Genomic DNA, 21,091 nt, shown 5'->3' on the forward strand with positions numbered 1-21,091 from the left:
AAGACAGGAACGGGGACTTCCAAAATGACAGAGGCGACAAGCCCTCAGCCGATCCGGATCAAGGAACCGTCCGTCGGCAAATACCGATGGCTGGTGATGTGGCTGCTGTTCGCGGCCATGGTCATCAACTACGTCGACCGCCAGATGATCGGCTTCCTGAAGCCGACGCTCTCGGCCGAGTTCGGCTGGTCCGAGACCGACTATGCCGACATCGTCTTCTGGTTCCAGGCGTCCTATGCGGTGGCGTATCTGATCTGGGGCCGGTTGATGGATCGCATCGGCGCCCGCTGGGGCCTCGGCGTCGCCTTCGCCATCTGGCAGGTCGGCCACATTCTGCACGGGGCGGCGCGCGACCTGTCCCACTTCATGATGGCGCGCGTGGTGCTGGGCGTCGGCGAGGCCGGCGGCTTTCCAGGCGGCATCAAGGCCGTGGCCGAGTGGTTCCCCAAGAAGGAGCGCGCACTGGCGACAGGCCTGTTCAACGCAGGCACCAACATCGGCGCCATCGTCACGCCGCTGATCGTTCCGGCGCTGGTGCTCAGCTTCGGTTGGCAGATGGCCTTTGTCATCACCGGCGTGCTGGGCCTCGTCTGGTTGCCGATCTGGCTGATCATCTACCGCCGCCCGCGCGAGCAGAAGCGGCTGTCGGCGACCGAACTGGCCTATATCGAGCAGGACCCGGCCGATCCGGTCGAGAAGATCGGCTGGAAGAAGCTGCTGACGGTCAAGGAAACCTGGGCCTATGCGGCCGGCAAGTTCCTGATCGACCCGATCTGGTGGATGTTCCTGTTCTGGCTGCCGGATTTCCTGGGCAAGACCTATGGTCTGGACCTGAAGACCTTTGGTCCGCCCATCGTCGCCATCTATCTGCTGTCCGACGTCGGCTCGGTGGGCGGCGGCTGGCTGTCGTCGCGCATGATGCACCGGGGCGTCAGCCTGAACCGAGCGCGCAAGATCACCATGCTGATCTGCGCCCTGTGCGCCGTGCCGGTGGCCTTCGCCGCCAGCGCCAGCAACCTGTGGGTCGCGGTCGGCATCATCGGCCTGGCGACGGCTGCGCACCAGGGCTTCTCGGCCAACCTCTACGCCTTCCCCGGCGACGTCTTCCCGCGCTCGGCCGTGGGCTCGGTGGTTGGAATCGGCGGCATGCTGGGCGGCATCGGCGGCATGGCGATGGCCAAATACGCAGGCTACGTGCTGGACCAGATCGGCACCTATACGCCGATCTTCATCGTGGCGGCCTCGGCCTATCTGATCGCCCTGCTGGTCATCCACCTGATCTCGCCGCGCTACGAGCCGGCCAAGGTCTGACGACCCGAGACAAAACGGCCGGACGAGCGATCGTCCGGCCGTTTCTTCGATGCGGAGGATCACATGGACATCGCGCGCCGCTCTCTGCTGGCCATGGCCGCCTTCGCTGGTGGGGCGGCCATGAGCACGCGGACCTCGGCCCAGTCCGCCGTCGCGCCTGCCGACCCGACCGAAACCCTCCGGCTGTGGCCGGGCCGGGCGCCGGGCGGGGAGGGCGTCAGCGTGACGGGCGTCGTCACCGAGCGATCGACCGACCCCGCGTTTCACGACCGCTTCGCCCAGTACACCACCGATCCGCTGATGACGGTATTCCGACCGGAGCGGCCGAACGGTTCGGCCCTGCTGCTGATCCCCGGCGGCGGCTACCGCTGGTCGGTCGTGGACAAGGAAGGCTTTGACGTCGCCCGCGTCTTCGCCGCCTCGGGCACGACCTGTTTCGTGCTCCGCTATCGCCTGCCGGGCGACGGTTGGGCCGCCGGGGCCGATGCGCCGCTGCAGGATCCTCAGCGCGCCATCCGCCTGATCCGCAGCCGCTCCGCCGAGTTCGACCTTGATCCCAAGCGCATCGCCATCCTCGGCGCATCCGCCGGCGGGCATCTGGCGGGCCTGGCCAGCGCACGCACGGACGCGGTCTACGCCGATATCGACGCCGCCGACCACGCCTCGTTCCGGCCGGACCTCAGCATCCTGATGTATCCGGTCGCCACCATGGCTGACCCGTTCGTGCATGCCGGCTCGCGCGACTACCTTCTGGGGTCGAGCCCCAGCCCGGAACGCATCGCCGCCTATTCGCTGGAGCGGATGGCTTGGCGGGGCGCCGCGCCCGTCTTCCTGGTGCACGCCATCGACGATGCGTCCGTGCCGGTCGAGAACAGCCTGCAGCTGCTGTCCACGCTGAAGGCGCATCAGGTCCGCGCCGAGGCCCACCTGTTCCAGGAAGGCGGCCACGGCTTCGGGGTACGCCTGATCCAGGGCAGGCCCGCGGAGGCCTGGCCCGACCTGGTGCGAACCTGGGCGAAGCGGCTCGATTTCGCGCTCTAGCGGGCCTGAGTCGCTCAAACGTCCGGTTGAATGCGCTGGGCCCGGCGCCGGCCGGTCACGTGCCCGGCTGGACGTAGGGAATGGCAGAGAAGAAGCGCCGCTCGTCGCCACGCGGGTCGTCCGCCATGGTCGAGCGGGCGTCGAACAGCATGGTCTGGCGGCGTTCGAGGTCATAGCGCTCCCACGTCGGCAATCCCGGGTGGTTCGGGTTGCCGTTGCGCGCGAGGGCGATGAAGGCGTCCGCCATCTGGTCCGCCACGCCTTGCGCGTCCGGCCCGTTGGTGCGCGAGCCCTGCGCCGCCACATTGTCGAACACCAGCGGGATGTCCGCCGTGTGAAAGGCGCCGCGCCGGCCGGACTCGATCGTGCCCGGATAGTTCAGCTGATAGACCCAGGCCGGCGCGCCCGATGCCGCGCGCGCCTCCGCCTCGATCACCGCGCCGCGCCATGAGCGCCCCGCCGTGGTCGCGGCGATCAGCACCTGGTCCGGGCTCCAGTCCGGGTGCATGCGACGATAGCCGGCGATCACCGCCTCCGGCGTGATGTCGATCCGCAGCTGCGACGGCGTCAGACGGGCGGGCAGGGTGTCCCATGTCAGGCCGGCGTTCTTCGGGTCGTTGCCGAGGAAGCCCAGCGTCTCCTCGCGCGTGTTGCCGATGATCATCGGAACGCCGCGCGATTGCGGCGCCGCGTCCGGATAGAAGGGATGCCGAGGCAGGCTGCGGAAATCCAGCACGGGTCCGAAATAAAGGCCGCTGGCCGCCAGGATCGGATCCGCCTCGCCCGCCGCTTCGAGCAGCCGCGCGGCCGGCATCTCCGCGGCCTCGTGCGCGCGCTCAGGCGTGAGGCCCAGGGCCTTCAGCCACACCTGCGCGCGGGTCGTGGCGTTGATCGGCCCCGACGCCGTGACCTGCTGCCCGCTCATGGTCGCCGCACTGTGGAACAGACCGGCCGCCTCGGGCATAGCCATCAGGGTCGCGATCTTGGCCCCGCCGCCCGACTGTCCGAACAGCATGACCCGGTTCGGATCGCCGCCGAACGCCGCGATATTGTCGCGCACCCAACGCAGCGCCAGAATCAGGTCCAGCTGGCCGGCGTTGCCGGAGTCTTCGAACCCTTCCGCCAGCCGCGCGAGATAGGCGTAACCGAAGACGTTCAGCCGGTGGTTCAGCGTCACCACCACCACATCGCCACGCCGCGCCAGCCGCGTTCCATCGTAGAGCGGGTCCGACCCCGACCCGCTCGAATAGGCGCCGCCGTGAACATAGACCATCACCGGCCGGCGCGCGGCGTCCGCGCCGGGCGTCCAGACGTTCAGGAACAGACAGTCCTCGGACTGATTCGCCTCCGAGCCGCGCTGAGGGCTGGCGGCCCCGTAATCGACCGCCCGAACGGGATCCCGCCACGGCGCCGGCGGGGAAGGGGGCTGGAACCGCCGGCCCTCGGTCGAAGCGCCATAGCGCACCCCCCTGAACACGCTGACGCTGTCTTCGCGAAGACCGATGACGGGACCAGATTTGGTCCGCACGGCCGGGGCGCGGGCGGCCGTCACGGCCGATGCGGGGCTGTAGAAGGTCGCCGCGGCGAGGCCGCTCATCAATGTGTCTCGACGCGTGATCATCTGACGGCTCCCCGGTGTTGCGCGCCCGCCATGGCTTGATGGCTGATTATCGAAGCCCGTTCGATCGGCTTGCCAGCCCCAGCGAACTATGCGCACCCTTCGTATGACACCGGTGGCATCGGCTGGGCAAACCCTTTCCAGCATCGGCGTCGCCGCGATTGTCGGACACCTAAACGGAGGCTGGACCTCCGAACGGTCCATGGGAGGTTTTTATCAATGACTCGTCGAGTTGCGCGTACGCGCCGTTTTCTGACCGCGACCGCGTCCGTTGGCGCGCTTGCCCTTCTGCTCGCCGCCCATGATGCGGCGGCTCAGACCACAACCCAGCCGCAATCCGACACGACGCCGCAGGACCAGGCCGCCGAAGTCGACGAGATCGTCGTCACGGGCTTTCGCGCCAGCCTCGCCAACGCGCTGAACATCAAGCGCAATGAGGCAGGCGTCGTGGACGCCATCTCGGCCGAGGACATCGCCGACTTTCCGGACACCAACCTGGCCGAGTCGATCCAGCGCATCCCGGGCGTTTCCATCGACAGGGACGCAGGCGAGGGGCGATCGATTACCGTGCGCGGCTTGAGCTCGGAGTTCACCCGCACCCGCATCAACGGAATCGAGGCGCAGGCCACGACCGGCGCCACCGACTCCTCCGGCGGCGTAAACCGCGGGCGTGGCTTCGACTTCAACGTCTTCGCTTCCGAACTCTTCAACAACATCACCGTCCGCAAGACCCAGTCGGCCGAGACCGAAGAGGGGTCGCTGGGCGCCACCGTCGATCTGCGCACCAGCCGCCCGTTCGATCGTCCCGGCTTCAACGCCGCATTGTCTGGCCAGTACGGCTACAACGACCTGTCGGAAGACTGGAGCCCGCGGATCGCCGGTCTCGTCTCCAACACCTGGGCCGACGGTCAGCTCGGGGCTCTGTTCTCTCTGGCGTATAGCGAGCGCGACAGCCTGGAAGAGGGCTTCAGTTCGGTGCGTTGGGGGCCGGCGAACGCCGACAGCGGGTTCCAGAATCCGACCGCGTTGCCTGGCGGCGCCGCTGCGGCAGGCGGCATTTTTCATCCGCGCATTCCCCGTTATGGTCGGCTTGAACACAGCCAGGAGCGATTGGGCGCCACCCTGTCGTTCCAGGCCCGACCGGGCAACGGCCCGACGCTGTTCACCTTTGACGCGCTCTATTCCAAGCTCGACTCGACCCGCAGCGAGAACTTTCTCCAGGCTTGGTCGCTGAGCCGAAACGCCACTCAGGGCGGCAAGCCCGAGGTCGACATCCGCGATGTGGTGGTCGATCCAGAGACCGGTGAGATGGTCTATGCCGTTCTGGACGACATGGATATCCGTTCGGAGAACCGCTTCGACGTGCTTGAAACCGAGTTCAAGCAGATGACGCTGAACATCGAGCACGAGTTCTCCGAACGGCTCCGCTTCAACGGCCTGATCGGCCGAGCCGAGTCGCAGTTCGGCAATCCGGTGCAGGTCAGCGCCATCATCGATCGGCAGAATACCGACGGCTACAGCTGGGATTTCCGCGACAGCCGCGACCTGCCGCTGATCAACTACGGCTTCGACGTCGCCAATCCGGCCTCGTGGAGCATCACTGGCCCGGCGGGCGCCCAACCTCGCTCCGAACTGCGATCGAGCCAGAACTTCCAAGACAACGTCTATACAACTGTCGAAGGCAATCTGGTCTTTGATCTGAACGACGCCATCACCCTGAAAGCTGGCGTCAATCGCAAGACCTTTCAGTCCGACAGCCGTCAGTTCGCGCGCCCCGCCAACAACAACACCGCCCCGGCCCTGCCTGCCGGCGTGACCCTTGCTCAGGTGACCAACCTGCTGGAAGGTTTCGGCCGCAACCTGGACCTGCCTGCAGGCTCGGCGACGAGCTGGGTTCGTCCGGATCTCGCCGCGCTGGATGAGGTGTTCCGCTACAGCTGCCGATGCGACACCGGTGTCGCCGGCGGCGACTTCCGCCTGACCGGCCTCGACGGCAACACCTCGACCTACGGCAACTGGCGCGACGTGCAGGAAACCGACACCGGCTTCTACGTCCAGGCCGACTGGAATACTGAACTCTGGAGCATGCCGTTCCGAGGCAACGTCGGCGTGCGTCAGGCCAAGACAGAGATCGAGGCGCTTGGCTATTCCAACGTTGGGGGGATCGCTACTCCGGTGTTGGGCGAGAACGAGTACGACGACACCCTGCCTTCGCTGAACGTGTCGCTCGAGCCTTTCGAGAATTTCATTGTCCGGTTCGGCGCCGCCAAGGTCATGTCACGGCCGCCGCTGACCAGTCTGGTGCCCGTCTTCAGCGTCAGCGCCATCGGCGCGGCGAACCGCACGGCGTCGCTTGGAAACGTGGAACTGGAGCCCTATCGCGCCAAGACCTATGACCTGTCTCTGGAGTGGTATTTCGCACCCGAGGCGCTGCTGTCCTTTGCCTACTTCTACAAGGACATCTCGACCTACGTTCAGACAACACAGCAGAACCTGACCTACGCACAGCTGACGGCTCTCAATCCGGTGGCCTTCCCGGCTGATCCGCAGCGGCCGACGACCGAGGAGTATGTCTTCAGCACGCCCAGCAACACTCCAGGCGGGCCGCTGGACGGTTTCGAGATCAGCTATCAGCAGACCTTCACCTTCCTGCCGGGCCTGTTCGGCAACATCGGGACGCAGCTGAACTACACGCATGTCGAGTCGGAGATCGACTATTGTACGACATCGGCTTGCAACGTCTTCGTCACCGCCGACCTTGTGAACCTGTCGCCGGACGCCTGGAACGCGACGTTGTACTACGATGACGGCCGCTTCAACGCGCGCGTGTCGGCCGCCTATCGCGACAGCTACTTCCAGAGTGTTCCAGGCTCCAACGGTGGCACGCGCGGCATCCCGTACCAGGGCAAGAGTGAAACCACGACGATCGACGCCTCCGCCTCGTACAACGTCACCGACAACCTCAGCCTGACGATTGAAGGGTTGAATCTGACGGATGAGGAGAACCGCCAGAACCACGGCGATCTGGGTGGGCCGCGCGATAGCACCTACGTCTACCATCACACTGGACGGCAGGTTTACCTCGGGGCGCGTTACCGCTTCTAGGCGAAGTCAGACAAGGGCCGGCGGCTTCCGCCGGCCCTTGTTTCATCAGCGGGTGAGAAGCCGCGTGAACTCAGCAGGCCCCAGCGCACGCGGTGTGAAGCGCGCCTCGCGCACGGCGCCGTTGAAATAGTTGACGCGGTTCAGGCGACAGCCGACCGATGCGCGACCCGGACCTTGAGGCTGAAAGGCGATGGCGGCTTCCGCCTGCAGCACGCCATCGACGTAGCTGCGGTACATGCGCCCGTCGTAGGTCTGGGCGACGTGATGCCAACGCCCGACCGGGAACCGCTTGTCCTCGGCGATCAGCGTCTGGCTGTAACCGGGGCCTTTGACAAAGGCGTCCAGGTACCATTGCTGCTCCACCACCCGGATTTCGAACAAAAAGCGGGTGCCTGGCGTGCCGGTCGGTTGGCCTTCCGAACCGGCTGCGTCGTCCGCCTGAAGGTGAAGCCAGCGCTGTTCGAACGCGCCTCCGTCGGGCCGGAACAGGGCCTCGAAGGTAAAGGTCTGCGCGCCGGCCAAAGGGTGGTTGTCGATGAACAGGGCGTCGTCCACACCGTCAAAGCGCACGGCCTTGCCATACGGGCTGTCGATCAGGGTGGGCGCGCCTTCGACCCGGACCGGATTGCCGCCGACGCTTGCGAGATTATCGAACGTCCACACCGTGGATCTGGCATCCGAACTCATGCGACCGCCCGGCGCGCTCGCACAGCCGGCAGCGCTCGTCACTCCGAAAGCGGCCAGCCCCGTCAGCACCGCTCGTCGCTCAAAGGTCGTCATCGTCGTCTCCGCCAGCCGCAGGCGGCTTAGCGCCGTGCGGACCTCATCCTGCCCGGCGATCAAGAGACGGCGCAAGCCCGCTGTGCCCTCAGGCGGCGGTGCGCGCCGGCTGGATCACCTGGGCGGCGAAGCGGTCCATCTCTTCTTCCTGTGGCGACATCTGCAGCAGGACGAGATCGAGGCCGACCGCCTCGAAGGCCTCGATGCGCTCGCGCACCGTCTCCGGGGTGCCGATGAAGCCGGGGCGCAGGCCGCGGTTGGAGACCGAATACTCCCGGATCTTCAGTTCGCGCTCGAGCTCGGTGCCGGCCAGCCACTGGTCGAAGTTGGCGAAGCCCGACGGCGGCTTGCCCTCGGCCAGGCCGGGGATGGTGGTGATCCGCTCCAGCTCGCGCTCGGCTTCCGCCTGGCTGTCGCGCACGATGGCGAAGCCCGCCATGCCGAACTTCATCGGCGGCAGGCCGAACGCCTCGCGGCGCGCCCTCATGTCGGCGATCTTGGGCGCGATGTGCTCCGGATCATCGCCGTGCATGACATAGGCGTCGCAGTGGTGAGCGATCAGGGTCTTGGCCGCCTCCGATTCACCGCCGGCATAGATCACCGGGCGGGGGCGGGAGGGCGTGGACGCGGGCTTGGGTTCGACGATGGCGTCGGCCAGGGTGTAGTAGCGGCCCTCAAAATCAGTGCGTGATCGGGTCCACAGGCTGTCCAGCACCTGCAGCCACTCGGTGGTGCGTGCATAGCGGTCGTCGTGCTGGTCGAACTGCAGGCCATAGCTTTCGGCCTCCTTGCTCCACCAGGAGGAGACGACGTTCAGGGCCAGACGCCCCCCGCTGATGCGATCGATGTTGGCCGCCTGTTTGGCGAACAGGGCCGGCTGGTGGAAGTTCGGCCGAACCGCCGTCATCAGTTCGATGCGCGAGGTGACCGCCGCCAGCGCCGCCGCCGACGACCAGGCGTCCAGCGCCGGCGCCTCGATCCCCTTGATGTCGTTCAGGTTCAGCTCGGCAACCAGCGTCAGGTCCCAGCCGGTCTCCTCGGAGCGACGGACCAGCCGCGACAGGTTCTCCCAGCTCGCCTCGCGCTCATCGGCGACGTTGCGTAGCCAGCCGCCGAAGACGGGGGCCCAATAGCCGAATCTCATGCCGCGGCCTTTCGCTCGGAAACCAGTTGCAGCAGCCACTCGACCAGATCGTCGTGCGGGTCGAAGCCCAGCACCTCCAGCGGCTTGGCCACGAAGTTGGATAGGGCGTTGATGTCGAAGAAGCGGCGTGTGCCGTCGCGATCGTCGATCAGGCACTCGACCGAGCCGATCTCCATCTTCGCCTCGCGCGCGATGTCCAGGGCGGCCTGCGCCAGGGCGGCGTCGGGCTCGATCCGCGTCATGGTCAGGGCTGCGGCGCCGGGCCGGATCAGGCACGCGTCGGCCGGACACAGATCGAAGGTGTCGCCGGGGCTCTCCACCTCCATGGCGTACAGGATGCGACCATTCATGACCTCGACCCGGGTGATCCTGTCGCCGCGCCGGGGCGTATATTCCTGGATCAGGGAAACGCCGTTGATGCCAACCGGCGCCGAGCCGTCGCGGGCAGCCTTGGCCAGGTCCTCAGGCGTATTGTAGCGGACGATGCCCGCGCCCGAGCCGCCTATGTCGGCCTTGACCAGCAGGGGATAGCGCAGGCCCTCCGCCGCCTTCGCTAGGTCGGCGCGGCGATGCACGACCCGGGTGGCGGGGATGTCGAGGCCGAGACCGGAGATCAGCGACAACTGCCTCGCCTTGGACGTGTCCACCGGCAGGGCGGAGGCGTTGACCACGCGTCCGCCCCGCGCCTCCCAATGCGCGAACAGGCTTTGAGCATAGAAGATCGGATGTTCCGGCTCTCGCAGGAAGGATGACATCGCCACGCGGCTGAGCGTCACCGGCGCGGGAGGCGGCGAGCCTGCCGGATCGAAGCTGTGGCCCGCCAGCGGCATCGGCAGGAAGTCCACGCCGCGTCGCTCCAGGGCGGCGAACAGCGGCTCGAACCATTGCGGATGTTCATAAACAATGGCGAGGTCGGGGGCAGCGGCGATCATGGCCGCTAGATGCGTTCCATTATGATGAAACGCAACATCCATGCCGGTGAATCTTTCAGGCTTTTCCACATCGTCGGCGGGCGCGACGCGGACGGCGGATCATTCAGACTGCGCAACGATCCCGCCTGGGCGGCATTACACCGACATGGCTCCGACAGATCCCAACTCAGGCGACCCCAAGGACAGGGCCAGCAAAGGCTCCTCCCGCATCATGATCGGCCTGTTCGCCATCATCATCGTGATGATGATCGTGATCGCCGTCGTCGCGGGCGTGATCCGCTAGGCCCGCACGGGCTCAAGCCTCAGCCAATGCTGCGCTGGAAGCCGCTACGGACGCGGGCGGTCCACCTGTCACACAGATGAAGCGAGACGGCGTTGATCCACTTGCTCATGACCGGCAAGCGCATCACCTGCGGTAACGGTTCCCGTCGTCCACAGCCATTACATGTGGCGGACAGGCTAACGCGTCTTATGGCGGGATCCTTCCGCAAGGTGATCTATACAGGCCGGCGTGGAGTGCTACGCCTGACGCCATGATCGGCGTCGATGCATCCCTGATCCTGTCCCGGCGTGACCTGCAGTTCTTGCTGTACGACTGGCTGGACATAGAGCGGCTGACCACCCGTCCGCGCTTCTGCGACCACGACAGGGCCTCGTTCGACGGCGTGCTCGACACCTGCGCACGCATCGCCGCCGAGCATTTCGCGCCGGCCAACCGCAAGGCCGACCTCAACGAGCCCACCTTCGATGGCGAGCATGTGCGCATGATCCCCGAGGTCGCGCAGGCGATGGCGGCCTTTCGCGAGGCAGGTCTGTTCTCGGCGTCACAGGATCACGATCTCGGCGGTTTGCAACTGCCGAACGTGGTGGAGCGCGCCGCATTTGCCTGGTTCCAGGCGGCCAACATCGCCTTTTCGGCTTATCCGTTTCTGACCATCGGCGCGGCCAACCTGCTGCGCGCGCACGGGTCGCCGGAACAGGTCGAGGCCTATGTGCGGCCGATGCTCGAGGGGCGGTTCTTCGGGACTATGTGCCTGTCGGAGCCGCAGGCGGGCTCGTCCCTGGGCGACATCCGCACGCGCGCTGTGCCTCAGTCGGACGGCTCCTATCGGCTGTTTGGCTCCAAGATGTGGATATCGGCTGGCGATCACGAACTGTCGGAGACCATCGTCCACATGGTGCTGGCCCGGATCGAGGGCGCGCCGGCGGGGGTCAAGGGCATCTCCCTGTTCGTCGCACCCAAGCACCTGCTGGACGCCAGCGGCGCGCCCGGCGAGCGAAATGACGTCGTGCTCGCCGGTCTGAACCACAAGATGGGCTATCGCGGCGCGACCAACACCCTGCTGAACTTCGGCGAAGGCAAACATCGTCCGGACGGTCAGGCGGGCGCCAAGGCCTGGCTGGTGGGGCAGCCGAACCAGGGCCTTACCGCCATGTTCCACATGATGAACGAGGCTCGCATCGGCGTCGGCGCCGGCGCGGCGGCGCTGGGCTACACCGCCTATCTCCACGCGCTCGACTATGCCCGAACCCGTCCGCAGGGACGTCGGATCGGCGCCAAGGATGCGGCGAGCCCACCCGTGCCGATCATCGAGCACGCCGACGTGCGACGCATGCTTCTGGCGCAAAAGGCCTATGCCGAAGGGGCGCTGGCGCTGAACCTCTATTGCGCACGCCTGACCGACGAGCAGCAGACGGCTGAGGACGAGGCGGACCGAACGCGCGCCACGCGCCTGCTGGACATGCTGACGCCGATCGCCAAGAGCTGGCCGTCGCAATGGTGCCTGGAGGCCAACAGCCTGGCGATCCAGGTGCTCGGCGGCTACGGCTACACGCGCGACTACCCGGTGGAGCAGTTTTACCGTGACAATCGCCTGAACCCGATCCACGAAGGGACGCACGGCGTTCAGGGGCTCGACCTGCTCGGCCGCAAGGCGATCATGGACGGCGGCGCGGGGCTGAGCCTGCTGGCCGAGACCATCCTCGCTACAGTCGGCCGCGCGCAGGCGACGCCCGAACTTTCGGGGCACGCAGACGCACTGGCCGCGACGGTCGCCCGCATCGGCCAGGTCACGCAGGGCCTCTGGCGCGACGGCGACGCCGAACGCGCGCTCGCCAACGCCTCGGTCTATCTGGAGGCGGTCGGCCACGCCGTGGTCGCCTGGATCTGGCTGGAACAGGCGCTCGCCGCCTCGGGCCAGAGCGGTGACTTCTACGAGGGCAAGCGCCAGGCCGCCCGCTACTTCTTCCGATGGGAGCTGCCCAAGATCGGACCGATGCTGGACCTGCTTGAAGCGCGCGACGACACTTCGCTGACGATGCAGGACGCCTGGTTCTGACCGGGTCCGGTCGTTCCGAGGCCTAGAGGCAAGTGGCGGAGAGGGGGGGATTCGAACCCCCGGTACCCGTCAAGGCACGCCGCATTTCGAGTGCGGTACATTCAACCACTCTGCCACCTCTCCGCGAGGCCGTTTCCATAAAGGCATGGTTGAGCGAGGGCGCTGTGTAATCGGCCCGACGCCGGGCCGCAAGCGGGTAGACCGAAGAAATTGAAGCGGATCAGCGCTGAGCCGGAAGCGACAGGCCGGGCGCCGATCCATCCTGGGGATCGACGCCCCGAAAGCGGAACAGTTCGGCCGGCCGGCCGCCGGTGGCCGACGACAATCGTCCGGTGGGCGCGACCAGGCCCGTGCGCTCGACGCCGCGGCGAAAGTTCTGCTTGTGCAGCGATAGTCCCGACACCGCCTCGGCCGCCGCCTGGAGTTCCGACAGGGTGAAGGCGTCCGGCATCAGGTCGAACAGCACGGGCCGATACTTCAGCTTGCCCCGTAGCCGGCCGAGCGCCGTCGCCAGGATGCGGCGGTGATCCGACGCCATGGTGAGGCCCGGCGCATGCGGGATCGGCGGCTGATCGGCGTCGCGCGCGGCCTCGTCCACGATCCCGGCTTCATAGAGCAGCTCATATCGCTCCAGCACGCGTTCTTCGTTCCAGCGATAGCCGGGTGACAGGGCGAACAGGTTGTCCGCCCGCGCGCGACGGCGCGGATCGCTTTCGCTCCACCGAAGCAGCCGATCGATGACGACGGAGGAGAGGGACGCGGAGGCGTCGCGCCTGTCCTCCCAGGGGAAGAAGTCCAGCACCCTGTCCCAGCGGGCCTGCGGCGTCTGCTGTTCGCTCCCGGCATCCGGCGTCAAAGCCAGGTAGCCGACGGAAACCTCGCGCTGACGCTCGGGTCCCTGCGCCGCTCGCGGCGACCCCCGACCGGCGTCGCCAAAGGTGTAGAGCTGCTCCACAAAGCCGAGCCGAAACCCGGTCTGCGCCGTCACGAAGTCGCGCAGGGCCCGCTCGAACGTGCGATCGCGCAGCGGATCAAAGGGACCAAAGGGCAGGGCGCGTACGCCTTCGTCGGCGGCGGTGGTCAGCACCACCGCCTGACGCTCGCGCAACGCCATGACCACCGCCGACAGGCCGATGCGAACTCCGGCTTCGGTGGGCGGGGCCATCGTCACTCGGTGTGAAAGGCGTCGGGGGCGGGGATGATGCCGACCGCGCCCGCCAGCACCCGGTACCGTTCCAGGTAGCGCGCCTGAGCCTGGGCGGCCGGCAGAGGCTCGATGGTCAGGTCGTAACCCTCGGGCGGACGCCCGAAGAAGCCCAGCGCCTCCTGGCGGGTGAAGCCGGCCAGCTGCGTCGCTTCAAAGAAGGCGCAGGCCTTGTCCGCCTTCTTGATCAGGGTCTTGATCGCCGCCGGCGTCTTGGGCGGCAGGCCGTAGCGGACATGGATCGCCGCCTCCAGCCGCGTCTCGAACTCCTTGTAGGACACGCCCAGCGCCGCCTTGAAGGGTGAGATCATGTCGCCGATGACGTATTCCGATGCGTCATGCAGCAGGGCGGCAAGCCGCCATTTGGGTTCCAGGCCCGGCTTGATGTGGGCGGCGATCTCCTCGACCACGACACTGTGCTGGGCGACGGAGAAGGCGTGCTCGCCGATCGTCTGGCCGTTCCAGCGCGCGACGCGAGCCAGCCCGTGAGCGATGTCCTCGACCTCGATGTCGAAGGGCGAGGGATCGAGCAGGTCCAGGCGTCGGCCGGACAGCATGCGCTGCCAGGCGCGAACTTCAGCAGGCTTTCGGGGGCGCTCGGCCAAACGGGTCGTCCTGATCGATCTTGGGCGCGTCTGGTGACGCAAAGCCGCCCGGGGATCAAGACGCCGGCGTCGAAGCGGTGGCTAGCGGCCGACGTTCAGGGTCACCAGCTGCCTGGCGGCGTCCATCAGCTCGTCCGACCGGCGATCCTTGGAGCGCACGGTCGCCACCACGATCGGACCGCCTTTCGGCCCACGCGCCTGATAGCCGACCATGCGCCAACCCTCGGGCGACGGCTGGTCGTCGGTCAGCTGATAGGTGGCGCGTGTGCTGTCGCCGCCCTCGGAAGTCCGCACGGCGGCCACGTTTCCGGACGCCTGAACGTCCACTTGGTCGCCGCCAGCCGACACCTGGGCCGAGGACGCGCCGTTCTCGCTGTCGCTGGTGTTGATGCGCAAGCCGCCGATGCGGATGTCGGCGGCGTCGCCTTCCGCGCGGATGCGCAGGCCCGGCAGATCGACGGAGGCGTCCTGATCGTTGGCGCTGATGCGGACGGTGGTGTCTTTACCGGCCGCCGGTGATGCGGCTCGGTCCGCCGTTTCCGGCATGGAGGCGGTCAGGCGTTGCTCGAAGGCCGACAGTGCGACCTTCGGCGTCTGTCCGTCCAGTCGAACGAGATGCAGGGTGACTTCCGCCCCGCGCGCGCCGCCATAGGTGCAGATGTCGCCGCCGGGCGCCGCGGATCCCTTGCGGGTCAGGACGCCTTGGCTTTCGGGACATTGCAGCGCATCCACCACCTTCAGCACGCCCTTGTCGTCGCTGTCGGAGGTGCTGGTCGTGATCCGCACGCCATCGCCGTCGCAGGCCGCCAGCAGCGCGGCGGTGAGCAGCAGGGGGGGCAGAAGCAGGCGACGGTTCATGACCGCCATTGTGCCCCGGCAATGGCGACGATCCAGTGAAATCGCGGTAATCACCCGCCGCCGCGCCGCCCCAGAAAGGCCAGCCGCTCGAACAGGTGCACGTCCTGCTCGTTCTTCAAGAGGGCGCCGTGCAGCGGAGGAATCAGCTTGTCTGACGACGTCTGACGCAGCGTCTCCGGGTCGACATCGTCCACCAGCAACAGCTTCAGCCAGTCCAGCAGCTCGGACGTCGACGGCTTCTTCTTCAGACCCGGCGTCTCGCGCAGGTCGTAGAAGGCGCGCAGGGCCTGGGCGACCAGCCGCGGCCTGATGCCGGGAAAATGGGTCTCGACGATCGCCGCCATCGTCTCGGCGCCTGGAAAACGGATGTAGTGAAAGAAGCAGCGGCGCAGAAAGGCGTCCGGCAGCTCCTTTTCATTGTTGGAGGTGATGATGACGATCGGCCGCACCTCCGCGCGGATCGTCTCGGCCGTTTCCTGGACAAAGAACTCCATCCGGTCGAGTTCCTGCAGCAGGTCGTTGGGAAACTCGATGTCGGCCTTGTCGATCTCGTCGATCAGCAGGACGGGCCGCACCGGCGAGGTGAAGGCCTCCCACAGCTTGCCGGGCTTCAGATAGTTGCGCACGTCGGCCACTCGCGGATCGCCCAGCTGGCTGTCGCGCAGACGCGACACGGCGTCGTAGTCGTAGAGGCCGTTGTGCGCCTTGGTCGTGGACTTGACGTGCCAGGTGATCAGCGGCGCTTCCAGGGCGGCCGCCAGTTCATAGGCCAGCACCGTCTTGCCGGTTCCGGGCTCGCCCTTGATCAGCAGTGGTCGTTCCAGAGCGATGGCGGCGTTCACCGCGATCTTCAGGTCCTCGGTCGCGACGTATCGCTCGGCGCCTTCAAACCGGCTCATGAAAAACCCGCTCCGTGATGGTCACGAAGCGGGTTAGCCGATCGGCCGAAGCCTGAACAGCGATCAGGTGATGTGCTTGGCCGAAACCGGATCGCTGGCGGGGAAGGTTTCTTCCACGCCCTCGTCGAGCAGCGCCTCCTGACGATCCTCGTCTTCACCGCCTTGCTTCAGCTGATCGTGGCCGACCTCGTTGGGGTCGATGCGGCGCGCGTGAGGCGTGTTGACGTCTTCATTCTGCGTGCTGGTGTTGGTCTTCACGGTCATGATCGGGTCTCCTCAGGCGGTGCGGTCGTCAGCGGCGGCGTCGCCTTCGGGGCCGTAGCCCAGATCGGCGATGTCTTCGTCCGACAGGTTCTTGGCTTCCCAATGGGCGGCGCTGGCCTGGGCCCCGCGCTCGTTCTCCATCAGGCCGGCGTAGACCAGCTCGACCTCGTCGTCGGCCTGCAATCCGTTGGAGCCGGCGTCCGACTGGTTCAGCTTTTCGCCATCGACGCCAAGCAGGGCGTCCGCTTCGGCTTCGATGCCGTCCAGCGCGAGTTCGCCGTCGATATCGATGTTGTCCTCGTCGAACTCGTCCTCGTCGGCGTCGCCGTCCGCCTGGGTCACGTCGAGTACGCCGTCGGCCTCGTCGAGCAGGAACTCGCCGTCGCCTTCGTCGTCGAGATGGGTCTCGTCATAGACCTCGGCCTGGTCCTGTTCGTCATAGTCGGGCATTGCGGGCTCCTCTTCGTCGCATCAACGCGCCGCTGCTTCCCGGCGTTCCGGCCCAAGCGGCACAAGAGACGGTTAACCATGATCGTTTAGCGAGGATCAGCGCCTGGCCGCCTATGCGTGGTGTCGGGTTGGTCCTGGAGCCCGCTGCAATGCCGCTGAAACTGTCCCTGAAGCCCGGCGAGAAGTTCGTGCTGAACGGCGCCGTGGTGCAGAACGGTGACCGCCGCAGCGTCCTGATCCTGCAGAACAAGGCCAGCGTCCTGCGCGAAAAGGACATCATGCAGGTCGAGGACGTGAACACGCCCGCCCGTCGGATCTATTTCCCGGTCATGATGATGTACCTGGACGAGGCCGACGCCTCCAAACTGTACGACGAAATGGCGCTGCGCATCACTGAGTTCATGGGCGCGTCCCGCAATCCCGAAATCCTGGCCGAGTGTGTCGCGGTGTCCAAGCACGTGCTGAACCGCGACTACTACAAGGCCCTGATGGCCGCCCGTAAGATCGTTGATTACGAAGAGAAGGTGCTGAATGTCGTTCCAAGCCTACACGACAGCGGCGGCGCGCAATGAAGCGCCTCGCGACACCGAGTACCGGCTGTTCGGCCAGGTGACGCGCGCGCTGGTCGAGGCGTCGACAAGCGACCCTTCCGACTTCAAGACGCGCATCGAGGCCCTGGACTGGAACCGTCGTGTCTGGACGGCGCTGGCGTCCGACTGCGGCGACCCGGCCAATCAGATGGCCAAGCCGCTTCGCGCCTCGATCATCTCGCTGAGCCTGTTCATCAACAAGCACTCGTCCGAGGTGATGCGCGGGGATGAGGATTTCTCGACCCTGATCGACATCAACCGCATGGTGATGCAGGGCTTGGCCGGGGCGACCGCCGAGGCCGCCTGAAGAATGTTCACCGCCACGCTTGCGGCGCGGCGTCGACGCCCTAGATTGGCCCTCCCTGTTCAACAGTCGAAAGGAGGTGATCTAGTGTCTCATTGTCATCAATCGCGTGTGGCGGCCGCGACCCTGGGCCTCGGAGAGGTTCGGGCCTGATCACCTTTCAGGTCGACGTGGTCGGACCGTCATAGCGGTCAGACAATGAAGGGCCGGCGGAGCGATCCGCCGGCCCTTTTGTCATTCCGGGTGGGTCAGAACAGTCCGGTCGCCCACTGCCAGACGCGCCCGCCGACCTCCACCACGGTGGTCCAGATCAGAAACAGGTAGAGGCCGCACAGGCAGGCGCCCACCACGCCGAGCAGCACCGCCACTCCGTCACGCTGCATCATGCCCAGGGCGAACAGGGCGAGCGCGACGCCGGGCAGCATGTCTCCGAATGGGATCGGCAGCGCCATCATCATCGCCAGCAGCACGCAGATCAGGCCGGTGAAGACGTCGGCCACGTCGCCCGTCATGAACAGCAGGCGAGGGCGGGTCAGGTTTTCCACGAACCTAACCGGCCGCATGATACGGCGGATGCCCCGCCCAAAGGCCGAACGACTGACCGACGCCCGCAGGACCCAGCGCGGCAGCCATACCTGATCCCGCTGCAGCGCCAGTTCGATCGACAGCAGGATTATCGGGATACCGAAGACCGCCTTGCCCCCAGGCGGCCACGGAAGAAGCGCCAGCAGCGACAGCACCAGAATCAGGGCGCCAAAGCCCCGCTCGCCGAAGGCGTTGACCAGTTCGCGCAAGGACAGCCTGGCGTCGGCGCCGCTGGCCAGTTGCTCGAGCACGTCCGAGAAGCGGCGCGCGTCGCTGGACTGATCGGGCTCGGACATGGCGGGGCTCACTCGTCGGTGAGCGCCATTTAAAGGCTGCCGAGGTCTGTGGCCACTGTCGTCGGCGAAGCTGACCGATTTGTAAGCGAAGTCAGCTGTCCGACTTGTGCTCGGGCTTGCCCTTGCGCCTGGTGTGCGCCAACTCCTCCAGCTGCTGTTCCGACATCGACTTCTCCATCGACTTGGACGCGCCCTGCAGCTTCGACTTGGGCGTGTCGCCGCGCTTGGCCGACAGGGCCGCGCCAGCGGCCTTCTGCTGGGCGGCGGATTTGGCGGGCATGGCTAACTCTCCTCTGCGCATTGGAGGAAAGCGGTCTGCCTTACGCCGGTTCCGTCAGGCGCCGAGCAGCTCGCGCCCGATCAGGAAGCGGCGGATCTCGTTGGTGCCCGCGCCGATGTCGTAGAGCTTTGCGTCGCGGACCAGGCGCTCGACCGGCCACTCCTTGGTGTAGCCGGCGCCGCCCAGCGCTTGAACGGCCTCAAGCGTGACCTTTACCGCATTCTCGCTGGCCAGCAGGATGGCGCCGGCGGCGTCGTAGCGGGTGGTCTGGCCGGCGTCGCAGGCGCGCGCGACGGCATAGACGTAGGCGCGGGCGCTGTTCAGGGCGACGTACATGTCGGCGACCTTGGCCTGCATCAACTGGAACGAGCCGATCGCCCGGCCGAACTGCTTGCGTTCGCGCACATAGGGCAGGACCACGTCCAGAGCCGCCTGCATGATGCCGAGCGGCCCGGCCGACAGCACCGCCCGCTCGTAGTCGAGGCCGCTCATCAGCACGGCCGCGCCGCGGCCTTCGCCGCCCATGATGTTCTCGGCCGGGACCTCGCAGTCCTCGAACACCAGCTCGGCGGTGTCCGAGCCGCGCATGCCCATCTTGTCCAGCTTCTTGGAGACGCTGAAGCCCTTCATGCCCTTCTCGATCAGAAAGGCCGTGACGCCGCCGTTGCCCTCGCCCGTGCGGGCGTAGACCACCAGGGTGTCGGCGTGCGGAGCGTTGGTGATCCAGAACTTGGTCCCGTTCAGGACGTAGCGGTCACCCTTCTTCTCGGCCCGCGTGCGCATCGACATCACGTCGGAACCGGCGCCCGCCTCGGACATGGCCAGCGAGCCGACATGCTCGCCCGAGATCAGCTTGGGCAGATAGCGCGTCTTCTGCTCCGGCGTGCCCCAGCGCCGGATCTGGTTCACGCAAAGGTTGGAGTGGGCCCCGTAAGCCAGGCCGATCGAGGCCGAGGCGCGCGACACCTCTTCCATCGCCACCACATGCTCGAGATAGCCAAGGCCCAGGCCGCCATACTCTTCTTCGACCGTGACGCCGTGCAGGCCCAGTTCGCCCATCTCGGGCCACAGCTCGCGGCGGAAGCTGTTGCTTTCGTCGATCTCGGCGGCCAGCGGCGCCAGGCGGTCGGCGGCCCAGCGGGCGGTGGTGTCGCGGATGGCGTCGGCGGTCTCGCCAAGGCCGAAGTTCAGGGGCGCGTTGGTGCTCATGGCCGCTGGCCTAGCACCGGGCGCCGACCTGCGAAAGCGTCAGCGCGCGTCCGGCGTGGTCCAGCGACGATACAGGCTGAAGCTTGAGGTGACGATGCAGACCACGGCGATCACCGCCAAAACCGACCCGATGACAAAGGCTTCCCGGCTGGACGTCGCGCCCGCGCGGCGAAAGGCGGCGGCCGCGGCGCCGAACGCCACCAGCCCGATGCCTCCCATGATCAGAAAGGCGCCCGTTTCGTTCCAGTCGAACTTGCCCGCGTCCGACCGATGCTTGCCGCGCTTGGGGGAGACGGGCTGAGGGGCTGTGGCGCCGGGGTCTTCAGTGGCGGCAGGCGTCGCAGCCTCCGCCGAAGAAGCCGCGTCCGCTTGCGGCTGCAACTCGCCGGTCAGTTCCGGCGAGGGCTGCAGTGCGATGGCGTTTTCGATGGCCGGTTCTATGGCGGCCGCCGTGATGGCGGCCGCCGTGATGGCGGTTTCCGAGGCCGGGCCTTCGCTGATCAAGGGCGTCGCTTCGGCCATTGCGCCATCCTGGGACGAGAGGTCAGGCAGCGGGCCGGTCGCGGCGACGTACGGCGAATGGAGAGCCACAGCCGCCGGAGAGACAGCCGGCGCCGCCTGGGTCTCGGTTTCCGGTTCTTGCCCAGCGAACGGGAAGGGCAGGATGTCCGCCGTCTGCGCCAACTCTCCAGACGCGTCGTCTGCTGCGAGCCCGTCATCCTGAGCGGGGAAGGGCAGGGCGGTCAGGAACAGGTCCGACAGGGTCACCGGCTCGCCAGGCGTGGCGACGAACAGGGCGCGCTCGGCCGTGCGGCGGCGTGGCGGGGCCGGCGCCCGCTCCACGTCCGGCTCCTGCGTCAGGGCCTCGGCCGCTTCGCCGAGAGCGCCGGCGTTGACGCGGTTCAGCACGCGCGAGGCCAGGAAACGCTCCACTCCGACCGAGAAGGCGAAGCTGGCGAGAGCGTCGAACTGGTGCTGGTTCAGCGGAACCTGCACCTGCTCGTGCAGGGCGCGCGCCACCGGGATCAGGTCGTACTGCAGCAGGAGTTCGGCGTCGGCTTCAGAGACGGTGAGGCCCTCCCTGGCGGACGCCGTGTGCCCGTAGCCGATGACCCAGCCGCCGTCGGGACGCTGTACGGCGCGCGAACGGAAGCCTTCGAAGCTCTTGATGAGCACCACGCCTTCGCGGGAAATCCGGGTCGGTTTCTGCCTGTCGGAGGACACGATCTGTTCCATTTGAAGACGAGCGGGACGGCTTTCAGGACCCGTAGCAAGCT

Annotated in this window: 21 protein-coding genes and 1 tRNA gene; 7 read left to right on the plus strand and 15 right to left on the minus strand. The window is 66.9% G+C overall.

The window, feature by feature from the left end; all coding sequences use genetic code 11:
* The first annotated feature begins 24 nt into the window (after positions 1-24).
* Together KY493_RS04320 and KY493_RS04325 are read left to right on the plus strand one after the other, a co-directional pair.
* On the plus strand, positions 25-1,311 hold the full coding sequence (locus KY493_RS04320; RefSeq protein WP_219897759.1) for an MFS transporter: 1,287 nt from the start codon (positions 25-27) through the stop codon (positions 1,309-1,311).
* Positions 1,312-1,374: 63 nt separating this feature from the next.
* Positions 1,375-2,352, plus strand: a complete 978-nt coding sequence (locus tag KY493_RS04325) for an alpha/beta hydrolase (protein ID WP_219897760.1) — start codon at positions 1,375-1,377, stop codon at positions 2,350-2,352.
* Positions 2,353-2,407: 55 nt separating this feature from the next.
* Here the strand turns inward: KY493_RS04325 and KY493_RS04330 are convergent, their stop codons facing one another.
* Positions 2,408-3,973 (minus strand): carboxylesterase/lipase family protein, encoded by a 1,566-nt coding sequence (locus KY493_RS04330; protein WP_219897761.1) that lies wholly within the window; start codon positions 3,971-3,973, stop codon positions 2,408-2,410.
* Positions 3,974-4,189: 216 nt separating this feature from the next.
* Between KY493_RS04330 and KY493_RS04335 the strand changes: the two genes are divergently transcribed.
* Positions 4,190-7,075, plus strand: coding sequence for a TonB-dependent receptor (locus tag KY493_RS04335; protein ID WP_219897762.1), 2,886 nt, complete (start codon positions 4,190-4,192; stop codon positions 7,073-7,075).
* 45 nt (positions 7,076-7,120) lie between these two features.
* Here KY493_RS04335 and KY493_RS04340 read toward each other — a convergent pair whose 3' ends face one another.
* From KY493_RS04340 to KY493_RS04350, 3 genes are read right to left on the minus strand one after another with little or no spacing between them, the layout of a single operon-like run.
* Positions 7,121-7,930: a LamG domain-containing protein gene (locus tag KY493_RS04340; RefSeq protein WP_255568028.1), complete on the minus strand. Its 810-nt coding sequence runs from the start codon at positions 7,928-7,930 to the stop codon at positions 7,121-7,123.
* A 13-nt stretch (positions 7,931-7,943) separates the two neighbouring features.
* Positions 7,944-8,999, minus strand: coding sequence for an LLM class flavin-dependent oxidoreductase (locus KY493_RS04345; RefSeq protein ID WP_219897763.1), 1,056 nt, complete (start codon positions 8,997-8,999; stop codon positions 7,944-7,946).
* Positions 8,996-9,931 carry a RimK family alpha-L-glutamate ligase gene (locus KY493_RS04350; RefSeq protein ID WP_219897764.1) on the minus strand — a complete coding sequence of 312 codons (936 nt, stop codon included), beginning with the start codon at positions 9,929-9,931 and terminating at the stop codon, positions 8,996-8,998. Before KY493_RS04350 ends, KY493_RS04345 begins: the two co-directional genes overlap by 4 nt.
* A 145-nt stretch (positions 9,932-10,076) precedes the next feature.
* Here KY493_RS04350 and KY493_RS04355 point away from each other — a divergent pair, with 145 nt between their 5' ends.
* Positions 10,077-10,214, plus strand: coding sequence for a hypothetical protein (locus KY493_RS04355; protein ID WP_219897765.1), 138 nt, complete (start codon positions 10,077-10,079; stop codon positions 10,212-10,214).
* Between the two features lie 250 nt (positions 10,215-10,464).
* A complete protein-coding gene (locus KY493_RS04360) occupies positions 10,465-12,270 on the plus strand; it encodes an acyl-CoA dehydrogenase (RefSeq protein WP_219897766.1) in 1,806 nt (601 codons plus the stop codon).
* A 33-nt stretch (positions 12,271-12,303) separates the two neighbouring features.
* Here the strand turns inward: KY493_RS04360 and KY493_RS04365 are convergent.
* The 7 genes from KY493_RS04365 to KY493_RS04395 form a co-directional block, all read right to left on the minus strand.
* Positions 12,304-12,393: transfer RNA gene (locus KY493_RS04365), tRNA-Ser, on the minus strand.
* A 97-nt stretch (positions 12,394-12,490) separates the two neighbouring features.
* Positions 12,491-13,435 (minus strand): NAD regulator, encoded by a 945-nt coding sequence (locus tag KY493_RS04370; protein ID WP_219897767.1) that lies wholly within the window; start codon positions 13,433-13,435, stop codon positions 12,491-12,493.
* A 2-nt stretch (positions 13,436-13,437) separates the two neighbouring features.
* Positions 13,438-14,031: a YfbR-like 5'-deoxynucleotidase gene (locus KY493_RS04375; RefSeq protein WP_219898324.1), complete on the minus strand. Its 594-nt coding sequence runs from the start codon at positions 14,029-14,031 to the stop codon at positions 13,438-13,440.
* A 129-nt stretch (positions 14,032-14,160) separates the two neighbouring features.
* A complete protein-coding gene (locus KY493_RS04380) occupies positions 14,161-14,937 on the minus strand; it encodes a methyltransferase type 11 (protein WP_219897768.1) in 777 nt (258 codons plus the stop codon).
* A 50-nt stretch (positions 14,938-14,987) separates the two neighbouring features.
* Positions 14,988-15,836, minus strand: coding sequence for a MoxR family ATPase (locus tag KY493_RS04385; protein ID WP_219897769.1), 849 nt, complete (start codon positions 15,834-15,836; stop codon positions 14,988-14,990).
* Between the two features lie 63 nt (positions 15,837-15,899).
* Positions 15,900-16,100: a hypothetical protein gene (locus KY493_RS04390; protein ID WP_219897770.1), complete on the minus strand. Its 201-nt coding sequence runs from the start codon at positions 16,098-16,100 to the stop codon at positions 15,900-15,902.
* Between the two features lie 12 nt (positions 16,101-16,112).
* Positions 16,113-16,550, minus strand: coding sequence for a hypothetical protein (locus KY493_RS04395; protein WP_219897771.1), 438 nt, complete (start codon positions 16,548-16,550; stop codon positions 16,113-16,115).
* 149 nt (positions 16,551-16,699) lie between these two features.
* On the opposite strand from KY493_RS04395, the gene flbT reads away from it, so the two are divergent.
* Positions 16,700-17,122: a flagellar biosynthesis repressor FlbT gene (gene flbT, locus KY493_RS04400; protein ID WP_219897772.1), complete on the plus strand. Its 423-nt coding sequence runs from the start codon at positions 16,700-16,702 to the stop codon at positions 17,120-17,122.
* Positions 17,082-17,447, plus strand: coding sequence for a flagellar biosynthesis regulator FlaF (gene flaF / locus KY493_RS04405; protein ID WP_219897773.1), 366 nt, complete (start codon positions 17,082-17,084; stop codon positions 17,445-17,447). Before flbT ends, flaF begins: the two co-directional genes overlap by 41 nt.
* A gap of 245 nt (positions 17,448-17,692) precedes the next feature.
* Here the strand turns inward: flaF and KY493_RS04410 are convergent, their stop codons facing one another.
* The 4 genes from KY493_RS04410 to KY493_RS04425 all read right to left on the minus strand — a co-directional run bounded on the left by KY493_RS04410 (position 17,693) and on the right by KY493_RS04425 (position 21,038).
* Positions 17,693-18,325, minus strand: a complete 633-nt coding sequence (locus KY493_RS04410; RefSeq protein ID WP_219897774.1) for an exopolysaccharide biosynthesis protein — start codon at positions 18,323-18,325, stop codon at positions 17,693-17,695.
* Between the two features lie 91 nt (positions 18,326-18,416).
* Positions 18,417-18,605 carry a DUF3008 family protein gene (locus KY493_RS04415; protein WP_219897775.1) on the minus strand — a complete coding sequence of 63 codons (189 nt, stop codon included), beginning with the start codon at positions 18,603-18,605 and terminating at the stop codon, positions 18,417-18,419.
* 54 nt (positions 18,606-18,659) lie between these two features.
* Positions 18,660-19,814: an isovaleryl-CoA dehydrogenase gene (locus tag KY493_RS04420; protein WP_219897776.1), complete on the minus strand. Its 1,155-nt coding sequence runs from the start codon at positions 19,812-19,814 to the stop codon at positions 18,660-18,662.
* A 39-nt stretch (positions 19,815-19,853) separates the two neighbouring features.
* Positions 19,854-21,038: a lysozyme gene (locus KY493_RS04425; RefSeq protein ID WP_219897777.1), complete on the minus strand. Its 1,185-nt coding sequence runs from the start codon at positions 21,036-21,038 to the stop codon at positions 19,854-19,856.
* Positions 21,039-21,091 lie beyond the last annotated feature (53 nt).

The sequence above is a fragment of the Brevundimonas sp. PAMC22021 genome, from assembly GCF_019443405.1.
Taxonomy (GTDB): domain Bacteria; phylum Pseudomonadota; class Alphaproteobacteria; order Caulobacterales; family Caulobacteraceae; genus Brevundimonas.